This is a genomic window from Roseateles sp. GW821-FHT09H11, from assembly GCF_059415845.1.
In genome coordinates this window covers 308,689-321,458 of the sequence record NZ_JBWKOA010000007.1, presented here as the reverse complement: position 1 = coordinate 321,458, position 12,770 = coordinate 308,689, and the positions used below count along the sequence as shown (strand labels likewise).

Annotated in this window: 13 protein-coding genes; 2 read left to right on the top strand and 11 right to left on the bottom strand. The window is 70.0% G+C overall.

The features are described 5' to 3' along the window. Window positions 1–90 precede the first annotated feature (90 nt). From AC07PR_RS23495 to AC07PR_RS23465, 7 genes are all read right to left on the bottom strand, one after another. On the bottom strand, window positions 91–1,035 hold the full coding sequence (locus AC07PR_RS23495) for an SMP-30/gluconolactonase/LRE family protein (protein WP_495136746.1): 945 nt from the start codon (window positions 1,033–1,035) through the stop codon (window positions 91–93). 81 nt (window positions 1,036–1,116) lie between these two features. Further along, on the bottom strand, window positions 1,117–1,608 hold the full coding sequence (locus tag AC07PR_RS23490) for a GNAT family N-acetyltransferase (RefSeq protein ID WP_377158342.1): 492 nt from the start codon (window positions 1,606–1,608) through the stop codon (window positions 1,117–1,119). A gap of 58 nt (window positions 1,609–1,666) precedes the next feature. Then, the gene (locus tag AC07PR_RS23485) at window positions 1,667–2,341 is read right to left on the bottom strand and encodes a glutathione S-transferase C-terminal domain-containing protein (protein WP_495136745.1); all 675 of its coding nucleotides are present in this window, start codon (window positions 2,339–2,341) and stop codon (window positions 1,667–1,669) included. Beyond that, window positions 2,338–3,081 (bottom strand): alanyl-tRNA editing protein, encoded by a 744-nt coding sequence (locus AC07PR_RS23480; protein WP_495136744.1) that lies wholly within the window; start codon window positions 3,079–3,081, stop codon window positions 2,338–2,340. The genes AC07PR_RS23485 and AC07PR_RS23480 overlap by 4 nt, the downstream gene beginning before the upstream one ends. Window positions 3,082–3,121: 40 nt before the next feature. Further along, a complete protein-coding gene (locus AC07PR_RS23475) occupies window positions 3,122–3,757 on the bottom strand; it encodes a VOC family protein (RefSeq protein WP_377158347.1) in 636 nt (211 codons plus the stop codon). Window positions 3,758–3,761: 4 nt separating this feature from the next. Continuing rightward, entirely contained in the window at window positions 3,762–4,601 is an 840-nt protein-coding gene (locus tag AC07PR_RS23470) for a PhzF family phenazine biosynthesis protein (RefSeq protein WP_377158348.1), read from the bottom strand. 127 nt (window positions 4,602–4,728) lie between these two features. After that, window positions 4,729–5,943, bottom strand: a complete 1,215-nt coding sequence (locus tag AC07PR_RS23465; protein ID WP_377158350.1) for an aminotransferase-like domain-containing protein — start codon at window positions 5,941–5,943, stop codon at window positions 4,729–4,731. A 119-nt stretch (window positions 5,944–6,062) separates the two neighbouring features. Between AC07PR_RS23465 and AC07PR_RS23460 the strand changes: the two genes are divergently transcribed. After that, window positions 6,063–7,505: an aminotransferase-like domain-containing protein gene (locus tag AC07PR_RS23460; RefSeq protein WP_495136824.1), complete on the top strand. Its 1,443-nt coding sequence runs from the start codon at window positions 6,063–6,065 to the stop codon at window positions 7,503–7,505. Window positions 7,506–7,514: 9 nt separating this feature from the next. On the opposite strand, the gene AC07PR_RS23455 is transcribed toward AC07PR_RS23460, so the two are convergent. After that, window positions 7,515–7,979: an energy transducer TonB gene (locus tag AC07PR_RS23455; RefSeq protein ID WP_495136743.1), complete on the bottom strand. Its 465-nt coding sequence runs from the start codon at window positions 7,977–7,979 to the stop codon at window positions 7,515–7,517. A 95-nt stretch (window positions 7,980–8,074) separates the two neighbouring features. Here AC07PR_RS23455 and AC07PR_RS23450 point away from each other — a divergent pair, with 95 nt between their 5' ends. Further along, entirely contained in the window at window positions 8,075–8,860 is a 786-nt protein-coding gene (locus tag AC07PR_RS23450) for a fumarylacetoacetate hydrolase family protein (protein ID WP_495136742.1), read from the top strand. Window positions 8,861–9,013: 153 nt separating this feature from the next. On the opposite strand, the gene AC07PR_RS23445 is transcribed toward AC07PR_RS23450, so the two are convergent. The 3 genes from AC07PR_RS23445 to AC07PR_RS23435 form a co-directional block, all read right to left on the bottom strand. Continuing rightward, the gene (locus tag AC07PR_RS23445) at window positions 9,014–9,769 is read right to left on the bottom strand and encodes a hypothetical protein (protein ID WP_495136741.1); all 756 of its coding nucleotides are present in this window, start codon (window positions 9,767–9,769) and stop codon (window positions 9,014–9,016) included. A 72-nt stretch (window positions 9,770–9,841) separates the two neighbouring features. Further along, entirely contained in the window at window positions 9,842–11,719 is a 1,878-nt protein-coding gene (locus AC07PR_RS23440; protein WP_431101284.1) for an ATP-binding cassette domain-containing protein, read from the bottom strand. A gap of 99 nt (window positions 11,720–11,818) precedes the next feature. Then, window positions 11,819–12,745 (bottom strand): helix-turn-helix domain-containing protein, encoded by a 927-nt coding sequence (locus AC07PR_RS23435; protein ID WP_495136740.1) that lies wholly within the window; start codon window positions 12,743–12,745, stop codon window positions 11,819–11,821. Between the last annotated feature and the right edge of the window lie 25 nt (window positions 12,746–12,770).

Below are 12,770 nucleotides of genomic sequence, written 5' to 3'. Positions count from 1 at the left end.
CCCTGTTCATCGGCTTTCGGAACACTCAACGCGCCGGAGCGGCGCGCTGTGCGCACGCAACACCTGTCCCCCTGACCAGGCGCAGTCGGCTCAGTCTTCCCAGTGCGCGAACTGCACCGGCAACCCCGCCACCGGCACCCGCATCTTCAGCACACAGCCGGCCCAGGGCTGAGCGGCGAGTTCGGCCTCGCTGCGCTTTTCCCGTGCGGTGGTGACGAAAAGGGTGCACATGTCTGCACCACCGAAGGTCGGCATGGTGGCGCAGCGCACCGGCAGCTCGACCCGCGTGAGCACCTCGCCCGACGGCGACAGCCGCAGCAACTGCTGCCCTTCCATCATGGCGATCCAGTAGGCGCCCTCGACGTCCACGGCCGCGCCATCCGGCCGGCCGCCGTAGGTCTCGAGCGGCTGCTCCGGCGCGCGCTTGTCGAAGCTGATGAAGGTCTCACGCGCGCCGACGGTGCCGGTGTCGGCATCGAAGCTCAACCGGTAGACCTCATGGGCCTTGGTGTCGGCCCAATACATCGTGCGACCGTCGGGGCTCCAGGCCAGGCCGTTGGACACGGTGATGCCGTCCAGGACCTGTTCGAACGCCCCGTCGCGCAGGCAGTAGAGCGCCGACTCCGGCTCGCGCGCGTCATCGATCGTGCCGACCCACAGACGCCCCTTCGCATCGGCCTTGCCGTCGTTGAAGCGGCGCTTGGACGCGTCGTAGGGCGGGTCGAGCAGCTTTTCATACGCGCCGGTCGCCGGATCGAAGCGCCACAGCCCGTTGCGCTGCGGGATCAGCAGCTTGCCGTCGGTCAGCGGGACCACGCAGCCCGGCTCGTCGTTGAGCGCCCAGCGGGTCGGCGTCTCCGCGCGGTTGTCGAGCCGGAACAACGCTTTGCCCGGGATGTCGACGTAATAGAGGCATTGCTCCAATGGATGCCAGAACGGCGACTCGCCGAGCAGCGCCGGCGTCAGCGATGCGGGCTCGAGGCGGAAGAAGTCGTCCGAGGACGTCGTCGAAGCGGCGTGGGGCTGTGAGCTCATGCCCCGATGCTATGCCCGTAACCCGACGAAACCGATCCCCCTGCCGGCGAACAGGCCGGTCGGGGCCACGGCATCGTCGGATCAGTCCAGATCGACCTTCAGGTAGTGCGCGCCGGCGATCGGATTGAAGTAGTACGGCGGGATTTCCTCGAAGCCGAGGCTCTCGTACAGATCGCGCGCCGCTTCCATGTCATCGAGCGTGTCGAGCAGCATGCTGGAGTAGCCGGCCGTGGTGGCGCGATCGATCAGCGCCTGCGCCATCGTGCGGCCCAGGCCGAAGCGGCGGAACGCGGGGCGGATGAACAGGCGCTTCATCTCGCAGGCATTGGCGTAATCGGAATCGGTCATCGGCCGGAAGCCGCCGCAGCCCGCGATCTGGCCGTCGACGAGTGCCAGCAGCAGCGCGCCTTGCGGCGCGTCGTACTCGCCGGGCAGCGAGGCCAGTTCCTCGTCGAAGTTCTGGAAATCCAGGTCGACGGCCAGGCTCTGCGCGTATTCGCGCATGATCACGCGCGCTTCTTCCCACAACGTGGGCGAATCGGGGCAGATCAGTCGTATCTCAGGGGTGTCCACAGCGGGCGAGTGTAGCGAGACCGTCCCGGCGATCAAGTGCGGCGTCTAGAGGCACCCATCAAGGACCGGCGGCCGGGCCGTGCGTGGCGAAGCCGGGACGCGTCAGCAGTCGCTGGTACCAGGTCTCGACAGCGGGGAGGTCCGCATGCGCGATCGGCGCGGCCCGCCAACGATGGGCGGACAGGCCGAGCACCACATCCGCGAGCGTGAACGTCCCGCCGAGCACGAAGGGCCCGCCGGAGCGCGCGAGTTGCCCGTCGAGCATCGCCATGTGCCGGTTCCAGTTCGCGATGCCGGCTTCGATCTGCGCGGCGTCCTGGTGCTGCGCGCTCTTGCGCACCGTCGCCATGAACGCGTAGCGCCAGCTGTTGTTCAGCTCACCGCCTTGCCAGTCCATCCACATCTCGACCAACGCGCGCTGGCGGGGCTCGTCGGGCAGCAGGTCGACGCGCCCAGCGCGATGAGCGAGGTAGCGACAGATGCTGTTGCTCTCCCACATCGAGAACGGCTGACCGTCCGCTGCTTCCGTCGCCGACGCCGACGCCGATACCGGCGCCGCGGCGTCATCGTCGATCAGCACCGGCATCATCGCGTTGGGGTTGAGCCGGCGGAACGCGTCCGCCTTCACGTCGACGTCCTCACGCGACAGGTCCAGGCCCAGTTCGACACCGGTCCACAACACCTTGCGGACGTTGATGGACGCAGCGCGTCCGAGCACGCGAAGTCCGCTCATGCCGGGGTGGCGGTCGCCACCGGGTCCGCGGGCGCAAAGCCCAGCACGACGCGGCGCGTCCTGGCCGACTTCTTCTCGATCTTCGTGACGACCACCGCGCCGATCTCCGACGTGTTGGCGACATGCGTCCCACCGCAGGGCTGGAGGTCGACGCCATCGATCGCCAGCAGGCGCACGCGACCGGTGCCGCGCGGCGGTTGCACGCTCATGCTGCGCACAAGGGTCGGATTCGCGTCGAGTTCCTCGTCGCTGATCCAGCGGTGGCCGACCGGATGCGCCTCGGCGACGAGCCGGGCGATGCCGGCCGTCAGCGCGTCCTTGTCGAGCGCCTCGGTCACGTGGAAGTCCAGCCGCGCATAGCCCGCCGTGATCGAGCAACCGTCGACCGGATGCGGCACCAGCGCGCACAGCAGATGCGTCGCCGTGTGGAAGCGCATGTGGGCATGCCGGCGCGCCCAGTCGATGCGCGCGGTGACCGCCGTGCCGGCGTCGAGTCCGCTCAGGTCCTGGTCCGGCGCGGGCAGGTGCAGGATCTCGCCGCCTTCGCCCTTGCGGGTGTCGACGATCCGCAGTTCCCGCCCGCCCGGCAAGGTCAGCACGCCGGCATCGCCCGCCTGACCGCCGCCTTGCGGATAGAACACCGTGCGGTTCAGCAGCAGACCGCGCTCGTCGACGCGCAGCAGCGTCGCCTCGCATTCGCGCAGTTGCGCGTCCTCACGGAAGAGATCCAGCGTGCTCATCGGATGCTTGTCAGCGCCCCGGCGGGACCTCGGCGACACGTCATTCGAGGTCTCCATGGCCCGTCGGCGCATCGGACAAGGTGCCCTCGATCGCCTCCAGTTCGACCGTGCCCTTGGGCGTCGAGAGCTGCGCACGCAGGCCGTCGCGGGCCTCGAAGCTCAGCAGCTGCACGCCGCTCTCGGGCAGCTTGTCGGTCGGATGGGCGTCGCCCTTCCATTCGATCGGCACGGGCAGGCCTTCCTTGCGCAGGCGGCGACCGTCTTCGCGCAAGGCGATGCGCCAGCTCAGGTCGCCCCGCGCGGCCTCGACCGCCTCGCCGGCGTCGATGCCCTCACCCGCCCAGGTCGCCAAGGTGGCGTCCAGGCTCTGCACGCGCGCGACCCAATGCAGCAACGACGGACCGTCCTGCTTCAGGCGTTCGCGCACGGCCGGCTGGTCCAGGTCGAACCAGCGCGGCCGGCCCGGATCCGGGGCCTCCGGGTCGATGGCGATGATTTCCAGGTAGCAGCGCGGATAGGTCGGCGGCCCGCTGATGTTGAGCAGCAGGTTGTGCGTGCCCATCAGCGCATGGCGCCCACCGGGCTGAGGGGACACACCGAGGACGCGTTCGCACCAGGCGCGGCCCTCCTCGAGGGTGTTCGCGGCGACAACGAGATGATCGACTTCCATGCTCATGGCTTTACAACCTCACCTGACCGTGGATCAACGGCGTGACATCGCCGCCAATCCAGCAATGTCCGCCCTCTTTCGCCACATGCACCCGGCCGGCACGCCCGAGGGCGGCGCCCTGGGCGGCCACATAGCGATCGGGCGCCAGACCGGCGCCTTGCAGCCATAGTGCCAGACCCGCGTTCAAGCTGCCCGTCACCGGGTCTTCGGCAGGACCGAGGCCGGGCACGAAGGCCCTCACCTCGAACTGCAGCGGCGAGCCCGCAGGATAAGCGCCAACAACGCCCAGCTTGAGTCGCCCCATGGACACGTAGTCCGGTTCGAGGGCGAGGACCGCCTCGGCCGAGGCCAGCCGTGCCGCCATCCAGTCGGGGCCGTTGTTCACCCAGACGACGTCCAGCAGGTCCGCGTCGGCGACGCGCAGCGCGCGCGCCACCTGTTCGCGCAGCGCCGGCTCGACCGGTCCTTCGCGCCGCAGCGGCGGCGCGGCGAACGCCAGCCGCGTGCCGTCGCGGCGGATGCGCACCAGACCGATGGCGCATTCCTGCACCACCTCGCCGGGCCGCTTGGGATCCCCGCCGCTGGACAGCCACGCGTGACAGGAGCCCAGCGTCGGATGCCCCGCGAAAGGCAGTTCGCCGCCCGGCGTGAAGATGCGGACGCGGTAGTCGGCCTCGGGATGCGTGGGCGGGAGCAGGAAGGTCGTTTCGGAGAGATTCGTCCACTCGGCGAACTTCGCCATCGTGGCCTCGTCCAGGCCCGCGCCGTCGATGACGACGGCCAGCGGGTTGCCCTTCAACGCCTCGGCGGTGAAGACATCGACTTGAACGAAGCGGCGGAGTTCGGACATGCGGAACCTCGGAAAAACAGGGCGAGTCGATCCGTCCCGCCTGACGAGGCAGTGACGGGGCGGTGACGGGTGACGGGAACAGGGGACAAGCCCCGACCCCCGGGCGGGGTCGGTGACGGCTCGTCGATCAGGGCGCCGTCTCGGCGGTCGTCAGCGCGAGCGCCTCGTGCAGCACCCGGCCGAGCTTGTCGACGCCTTCGGCGATCAGGTCCGGCGTCAGCGTCACGAACGACAGGCGCAGCGTGCGCGTGTCAGGCTGGTGCGCGTAGAACGCGGCGCCCGGCACGTAGGCGATGCCGGCGTCGACCGCGCGCGGCAGCAGCGCCATCGCGTCCAGGCCCTCGGGCAGGCGGATCCAGAAGAACATGCCGCCTTCCGGGGTCTGCCATTCGCAGCCGGGCGGCAGCGATTCCGCCAGCGCCTTGGCCATCGCGTCGCGGTTGGCCTTGTAGCGGGCGCGGATCTTGGGCACGTGCTCGTCCAGGAAGCCGCCCTTGATGACCTCGTGCACGACGCGCTGGTTGAAGCCCGGCGTGTGCAGGTCGGCGGCCTGCTTGGCCTGCAGCAGCTTCGGGTACAGCTCGGTCGGGGCGACGATGTAGCCCAGGCGGAAGCCCGGCGTCAGCACCTTGGAGAACGAGCCCAGGTAGATGCTGCCCTCGGGCCACAGCGAGCTCAGCGAGGCCGGCGGCGCCTGGTCGAACCACAGGTCGCCGTAGGGGTTGTCCTCGACGATGGGCACGCCGGCCTTGCGGGCGGCGGCAACCACGGCCTGGCGGCGCTCGGCGCTCATCACGCGGCCGGTCGGGTTCTGGTAGTTCGGCAGCAGATACGCGAAGCGCGTGCCCGGCGCGTCGTGCGGCAGGGCCTCGATGGCCGAGGGCAGCGGGCCTTCGTCATCGCTGGCAAGGCTGGCGAAGATCGGCTCGTACGGCGTGAAGGCCTGCAGCGCGCCGAGGTAGGTGGGCGTCTCGACCGCGACCGGCGCGCCCGCGTCGCACAGCAGCTTGCCGACCAGGTCCAGGCCCTGCTGGGAGCCGCTGGTGATCAGCACCTGGTCCGGCGAGGCCTGGATCCCCAGCGTCGCGACCTTGGCCGCCACCCATTCGCGCAGCGGCGCGAAGCCCTCGCTGGCGGCGTACTGCAGCGCCTCCTTGGCGTTGTGCGTCAGCACGCGGTCGCAGGCGGTCTTGATGGCTTCCACCGGGAACGTGTCCGCGCTGGGCAGGCCGCCGGCCATGGACAGGATGCCCGGCTTCTCGGTGACCTTCAGGATCTCTCGGATGATGGACGGGTTCATGCGCGCCGCGCGGCGGGCCTGCGTCCAGGGACTGCGGTTCATGGGGATTGTCTCCGGTTGAGCGGACCAGTCTAAGGGGTCGACCAGCACAGGACCAATACACTGCGCCATACCACCGCATGATCTGTATCGGCATGGACACCAGCACAGCCAACGCCGGCATGAGCGCACCCAACAGCGCGAATGTCGCTCCGGTCGCCCTCTCCCGCAACGCCAGCCAGCCGCTCGCGCAGCAGCTGGCGCAGCGCTTCGCGGCGCGGATCCAGCAGCGCCTGCTGCTGCCGGGGGCGCGGCTGCCGTCGGTGCGGGATTGCGCGCGGCACCACGGGGTCAGTCCGTACACGGTCGTGGCGGCCTACGACCAGCTGCTCGCGCAGGGCCTGCTGGAGGCGCGCAAGAAGCGTGGGTTTTTCGTTCGCGAAACCCGGACGCCGCCGCCCCGGGCGACGGTCGCCCACGACGTCGCCCCCGCGCCACTGCCGCCCCCGGTGGACGCCAGCGCACTGATCCGCGGCATGTTCCAGGCGGATGCGCGGCGCTCGCCGGGCCTGGGCACCTTGCCGGCGGAATGGCTGGACCTGGGGCTGCTGCAATCGACGCTGCGCCGGCTCGCGGCGAACGCGGACGACGCGCTGCTGTCCGGCTACGGCGAGCCGCTCGGCGACGAGCGTCTGCGGCGCGCGCTGTCGCGGCGGCTGCTGGACATCGCCGTCCAGGCGGCACCGGACCAGATCATGAGCACCGTCGGCGCGACGCACGGACTGGACCTGATCACACGCGCCTTCCTGGAGCCGGGCGACGCCGTGCTGGTGGACGACCCGGGCTGGGCGATCGAATACGCGCGTCTGTCCCAGGCCGGCATGCGGCTGCTGCCGGTGCCGCGCGGCGCGCACGGGCCGGACATGGCGGTGATGCGGCGGCTGATCGAGGAACACCGGCCGCGCATGTACGTGACGGTGTCGGTGCTGCACAACCCGACCGGCGCGACGCTGGACCTGGCGCATGCGCACCAGGTGCTGCAGCTGGCGCACGCGCACGACCTGCTGATCGTCGAGGACGACACCTACGCGCTGTTCGCGCCCAACCACGCGCCGCGGCTGGCCGCGCTCGACCAGCTGCGGCGCACGATCTACGTCTCGGGCTTCTCGAAGATGCTGTCGCCGGCGTGGCGCGTCGGTTTCGTGGCGGCGAGCCCGGAACGCATGGCGCGGCTGACCGACCTGAAGCTGCTGGCCTCGCTGACGACCAGCCCGCTGATGGACCGCGCGGTCGCGTTGTGCCTGGAGCAGGGCCTGCTGCGCAAGCACGCGGAACGGATCGCGGCGCGACTGGTGTCCGCGCGTCAACGCTGCGTGCGGCTGGCCGAGGACGCCGGCTGCCGCTTCGCCGCGACGCCGGCCGGTCTGTTCGGCTGGGTCGACGTGGGCGCCGACACCGAGCGCCTGGCGCCCGCGCTGATGGACCAGGGCTGGCTGATCGCACCCGGCATCCTGTTCAGCCCGACGCGCACGCCGGGCACGCTGATGCGCATCAACTTCGCGACCTCTCAGGATCCGAAGTTCTGGCAGGCGCTGGAGCGGGCGCGGGAGGCGCTCAGGCGCTGAGTCGCGGAATCACTGGCGATCGTCCTCGTCGCGCACCGGCGCCCAGGGACCGATCAGCCGGTAGCCCTGCCGCCGCGTGCAGATCACGGCGACCGGCTCGCCGCGCAGCGTGGCGGGTCGGACGCGCCAGTCCTTCATCGCCACGTGAACGTGGGTGATGAAGGTTCGGTTCGGCCCCTCGGCCAGGGTCAACGGCTCCACGCGGCCCTGCGCGTCGACCTTGAACATCACGACGACATTCGCGTCGTTGCCGTTCATCAGGTGGGTCGCCGGGTACATCGTGTCGCTGCCGAACTCGAGGTAGGGCGCGACATCGTGCGGCCCCTTGCAGCCACCGATCGCGCCGGGCTTCAGCACGTTGTCGGTGTCGTAGGGACGGCCGAACGGGTTGAGCGGCTGCGGGGCGCAGGCACCGAGCAGCGCGGCCCATGCGAGCACCGCGGCGCCACCCGCGTGCAAGGAGCGGATCATCATCGGGGAACCTCCCTGGGCGCGTCCCGCATCGCGCGGACGGCGTGTGTACGTTGTTGTCGCGCCCATCCTAGCGACGGCGCCTAAGATCCGCGCTCATGACGATCCCTAGCTCCTCCTCCCCCGCCGACCTCGGTGCCGCGCTCGCCGAGGCCTGGACCGCCGACACCCTGCTCGACGACACCGCGTGGTCGCTGCCCGACGAGGCCGCGGCCTACGCGGCGCAGGCCGAGCTCGCCAGGCGGCTCGACTGGCTGCCGCCGGGCCGGGTGCAGTTCTGGAAGTGCGGCGGCTCGTCGCGCGAAGGGGCGCTGGGCAGTTCGCCGCTGCCGCCGCTGCGCGCGCGCGAAGTACGCGGCCTGCGCAACGGCGGTGACTTCGGCGACCTGACGCTGGTCGGCGCCGAAGCGGAGATCGCGCTGCGCCTCGGTCAAGACGTGACCCCGGAGATGGCCGCGGCGCTGGTGCCCGGTCAGGCAGAGCACCTGATCGACGCGATGTGCGTCGCGGTGGAATGGCTGGGCTCGCGCTGGCAGCGCGGCCTGGCGGCGGACAACACCTTGCGCCTGGCCGACGCGCAGACGCACGGCGCGCTGGCGCTGGGTCCGTGGCAGGCGTGGAAGCCGGGCCACGACTGGGCGAACCAGCCCTGCGAACTGATCGTCGAAGGCCAGCCCCCGATGGGCGGCGTCGGCGGTCACGGCCTCAACGACCCGGCCTGGGTCGTCGCCGGTTGGCTTCAGACCGCGACGCGCGGCGGGCTGACGGTGCCGGCGGGCAGCGTCGTCACGACGGGTTCGTGGCGCGTTGCGACCAAGCTCGCGAAAGGCGCGACGGTCACCGCGCGCTATGAGGGCCTGGGCGAACTCGTCGTCCGCTGCTGAGCGTCCGCGCCGCCGGCGTGGCGGCATGACTGAGGCGCATCCGCCTCGCGACCTCCCAGGATCCGAAGTTCTGGCAGGCGATGCGCCCCAGAGCCGCACGCCAGCGCTGCATCGGCACGAGCAGTCGCTCGTGCATCCCGGCACTGCGGTGGCTCACTTCGGTGGTTCGGGAGGCAAGCCCATCGGGCGCCTGCCAAAACTCCAGGCCGACATGATCGGGCAGCTTCCGTCATCCTCACCCTGGAGCGAGTCCGAGCGCGAGAGCTTCACGTTCGTCCCACCCACCACCTCCCGGATCGAAGCGTTGCGCCCCAACAGGATCCGCGTCCCCGGGATGGGACATTCGACACGCCCGACCGACGCTCCCGGCAACAGACAGAGATTGGGTGGGAAGTCCGGATAACTGGCCGCAGGGCTCAGTTCCATCGCATCGACATGACATCCGGACCCGACAAGGGTCGACGCGGCGGCGACGCGGACTCGTCCTTCGATGTGCACATTCTTCTCCGGGCAGAACTGCGTCGTGTGAATGTCGCCCTTCACCGAGGCGTCGCGGGCCGAGAAGCCAAGTGTCCCGCCGCAGACGATGTCGCCGACCACGGTGACCGAATCGAGAAGAACCCCGCCGCGTTCAGATGCCAGTACCGGTCCTGGATGCCCTGGCACCTTCAGCGTCGATCGCTCCAGCTTGACGCCGAAGTCGTCCGCAACGATCGGTGCCGACAAGTACGCGTCCTTGACGAACAGCGCGCCGCCTTGGTGCTCCACGCGTTGGTTGCAGCGGCCACCGGCGATCTGCCGGCCGCCGTGCACGTCCCTGCTGTCACCGGCGAGCGGCCCGTCCTCGGCCGCGCAGGGCTGCGGATGAATTGCTTGCGCGGCGTCCGCCGCAGCCACGGTCTTGAACATCGCGATCCCCTTGGCAAAGGGGGGATCAGTGCGACATCGCCCCAAGCGGTTCAGACGTTCGGCGAGCGTCCTTCACTTGGCATCAAGCTCCTCCCACCGCGTCATCAGCGTCAACAGTTCGTCGTCGATCTCCGCGGCGCGGTTGGTCACCTCGGTGATCCGGCCGGCGCCCTGCTGGTACAGCTCGGTGCTGTTGAGCAGCGCCTGCAGGTGCTTCTGCTCGGTCTCGAGCGCACCGATCTGCTTGGGGATCTCGTCCAGCTCGCGCTGTTCCTTGTAGCTGAGCTTGCGCTTCGTGGCGACGACCGGAGCCGGTGCGGGCGCCGGTGCAGGGGCCGGGGTCGGCGCGGCGGCCGGCGCCTGGCGCGCCTTGATCTCGGCGGCGCGCTGCGACTGCTGCAGCCAGTCCTCGATGTCGCCTTCGTACTCGCGCCACTTGCCGCCGCCTTCGCTGACGATGGTCGAGGTCACGACGTTGTCCAGGAAGCGACGGTCATGGCTGACCAGGAACACGGTGCCGTCGTACTCGGCCAGCAGTTCCTCCAGCAGCTCCAGCGTCTCGATGTCCAGGTCGTTGGTCGGTTCGTCCAGCACCAGCACGTTGGCCGGCCGGGCGAACAGACGCGCCAGCAGCAGCCGGTTGCGTTCGCCGCCGGACAGGCTGGACACCGGCGATTCCGCCCGCGCCGGCGAGAACAGGAAGTCGCTCAGGTAACTCTTGACGTGCTTGCGCTGGTTGCCGATCTCGATCCACTCGCTGCCCGGGCTGATCGTGTCGGCCAGCGTCGCGTTGAGGTTGAGCGCGTCGCGCATCTGGTCGAAGTAGGCGACCGACATCTTCGTGCCCAGGCGCACCGCGCCGCTGTCGGGCGGCAGCTCGCCGAGGATCATCTTCAGCAGCGTCGTCTTGCCGGCGCCGTTCGGGCCGATCAGGCCGACCTTGTCGCCGCGCAGGATCGTGCCGGTGAAGCCGTCGACGATCACCCGATCGCCGAAGCGCTTGGAGACGTTCTCCAGCTCCGCCACGATCTTGCCGCTCGAGTCGCCGGTGGCCACGTCCAGCCGCACCTTGCCCTGCACGTCGCGGCGGGCCTGGCGTTCATTGCGCATCTCGTGCAGTCGCTGGACGCGGGCCACGCTGCGCGTGCGGCGCGCCTCGACGCCCTTGCGGATCCACACCTCTTCCTGCGCCAGCATCTTGTCGAAGCGGGCGTTGGCGAGCGCCTCGTTTTCCAGCTCGTAGGCCTTGGCCGCCTGGAACGCGGCGAAGTTGCCGGGATAACCGCGCAGCTGGCCGCGGTCGAGCTCGACGATGCGGTTGGCGACGTTGTCCAGGAAGGCGCGATCGTGGGTGATCAGCAGCAGCGAGCCCTTGAAGCCGTTCAGCAGCTCTTCGAGCCAGCGGATCGCGTCGAGGTCCAGGTGGTTGGTCGGTTCGTCGAGCAGCAGCACGTCGGGCTGCGCGACCAGCGCGCGGGCCAGCGCGACGCGCTTCTTCAGCCCGCCGGAGAGTTCGCCGATCTTGCGTCCGCCGTCCAGGTCCAGGCGGTGCAGCGTCTCGTCGACGCGCTGCTCCCAGTTCCAGGCGCCGATCTGCTCGATGCGCTCCTGCACCCAGCCGAGGTCGTCGTTCTCGTCATGCGCCTCGTAGCGTTCGCGCAGCGCCTTCGCTTCGGCGACGCCTTCGCTGACGACGTCGAAGATCGTGGCCTCGGGGCGCAGCTCGGGCTCCTGCGGCACGTAGACGCTGGTCAGGCCCTTTTCGAGCTGCAGCAGCCCGTCGTCGAGCTTTTCGATGCCCGCGAGGACCTTCAGCATCGAGGACTTGCCGGTCCCGTTGCGACCGATCAGGCCGACGCGGTCGCCGGTTTCGAGGGAGAAATTCGCGCCGTCGAGCAGCGGCACGTGGCCGAAAGCGAGGTGGGCGTTGGAGAGGGAAAGGACAGCCATGGCAGCGATTGTCCTCGATGGCGCGAAGAGCCTCCGCACTTCCGCCGCCGCTGGCCCTCACCCCTACCCTCTCCCGCAAGCGGGAGAGGGAGTAATAGGTCAGACCCAGACGCGATAGGCCCAGAACGCTTCGTCCTGCGCGACGCGGCGGCGCAGCTCCTCGGGGCTGAAGCCGCTGAGCCGGCGGGTCTCGCGGCACAGGTGCGCCTGGTCGGCATAGCCGTGGTCCTGCGCCAGCGCGCTCCAGATCACGGCGCCCTCGTCCTCGTCGAGCTTGCGCACCTGCTGGAAGGCGGCCTCGGCGCGGCTGACGACACGCAGCGCGCGCAGGCTCTGGCCGCTCCATTGCTTGATGCGACGTTCCGCCTGCCGGACGCTGCGACCATGACCCGCCGCGATCGCGCGCAGCGCCAGGTGCTGCATCCAGCCGGCGTACCCGCGCGGGGGCGGATCCTCCGACAGCACCTCGTCGCGCACGGCGCGCCAGCGCGGCAGGAGGAAGTCCTCCAGCGTGCGGCGGGCCTCCTGCTCGTCGCGGCAGCTCAGCATCGCGGCGTCGAGCGCGCGCCACGCCGGATCGTCGATGAACGACAAAGGCAGCATGCGGTCCTTGAGCAGCGCGAGATCGATGCCCGTCATGGCCTGCAGCGCCTCCGGCCGGATCGCGACCATGAACGCCCGGCAGTCGGGCGTTGCCTGGAAGCGCTTGGGGCCGCCACGCGGACCGCCGATGACGCTGGCGGGCAGCCATGGCTCTGCGTCACCTTCGCCTTCGCCTTCGCCATCGCCATCGCCGGCATCCTGCATCCCGACGTCGAGTTCGCGTACGCGCCCGCTCAAGGTCCAGCTGAGGCCGCACAGCGGCGTCGCGGGAAACCAGCTTTGGCATTGCGCATCGGTCAAGGTTTCGCCGTTCGCGGCCGCGGTCGACAGGTCCCGCCACAGACAGGCGTAGAGGCAGCCCTCCAGCGCGCGAGGCGGAATGTGCAGGCGGGCGACGGTGCCGGGATGCAGGGGAGCGTCCATGCGTCGCAGTCTAGGCGCTCGACGA

Coding starts and splice junctions, on each gene's coding strand:
- AC07PR_RS23475 (WP_377158347.1), bottom strand. CDS start 3,757: ATGAGCATGGAAGTCGATCATCTCGTTGTCGCCGCGAACACCCTCGAG.
- AC07PR_RS23440 (WP_431101284.1), bottom strand. CDS start 11,719: ATGGCTGTCCTTTCCCTCTCCAACGCCCACCTCGCTTTCGGCCACGTG.
- AC07PR_RS23495 (WP_495136746.1), bottom strand. CDS start 1,035: ATGAGCTCACAGCCCCACGCCGCTTCGACGACGTCCTCGGACGACTTC.
- AC07PR_RS23460 (WP_495136824.1), top strand. CDS start 6,063: ATGAGCGCACCCAACAGCGCGAATGTCGCTCCGGTCGCCCTCTCCCGC.
- AC07PR_RS23480 (WP_495136744.1), bottom strand. CDS start 3,081: ATGAGCACGCTGGATCTCTTCCGTGAGGACGCGCAACTGCGCGAATGC.
- AC07PR_RS23465 (WP_377158350.1), bottom strand. CDS start 5,943: ATGAACCGCAGTCCCTGGACGCAGGCCCGCCGCGCGGCGCGCATGAAC.
- AC07PR_RS23470 (WP_377158348.1), bottom strand. CDS start 4,601: ATGTCCGAACTCCGCCGCTTCGTTCAAGTCGATGTCTTCACCGCCGAG.
- AC07PR_RS23485 (WP_495136745.1), bottom strand. CDS start 2,341: ATGAGCGGACTTCGCGTGCTCGGACGCGCTGCGTCCATCAACGTCCGC.
- AC07PR_RS23455 (WP_495136743.1), bottom strand. CDS start 7,979: ATGATGATCCGCTCCTTGCACGCGGGTGGCGCCGCGGTGCTCGCATGG.
- AC07PR_RS23450 (WP_495136742.1), top strand. CDS start 8,075: ATGACGATCCCTAGCTCCTCCTCCCCCGCCGACCTCGGTGCCGCGCTC.
- AC07PR_RS23445 (WP_495136741.1), bottom strand. CDS start 9,769: ATGTTCAAGACCGTGGCTGCGGCGGACGCCGCGCAAGCAATTCATCCG.
- AC07PR_RS23435 (WP_495136740.1), bottom strand. CDS start 12,745: ATGGACGCTCCCCTGCATCCCGGCACCGTCGCCCGCCTGCACATTCCG.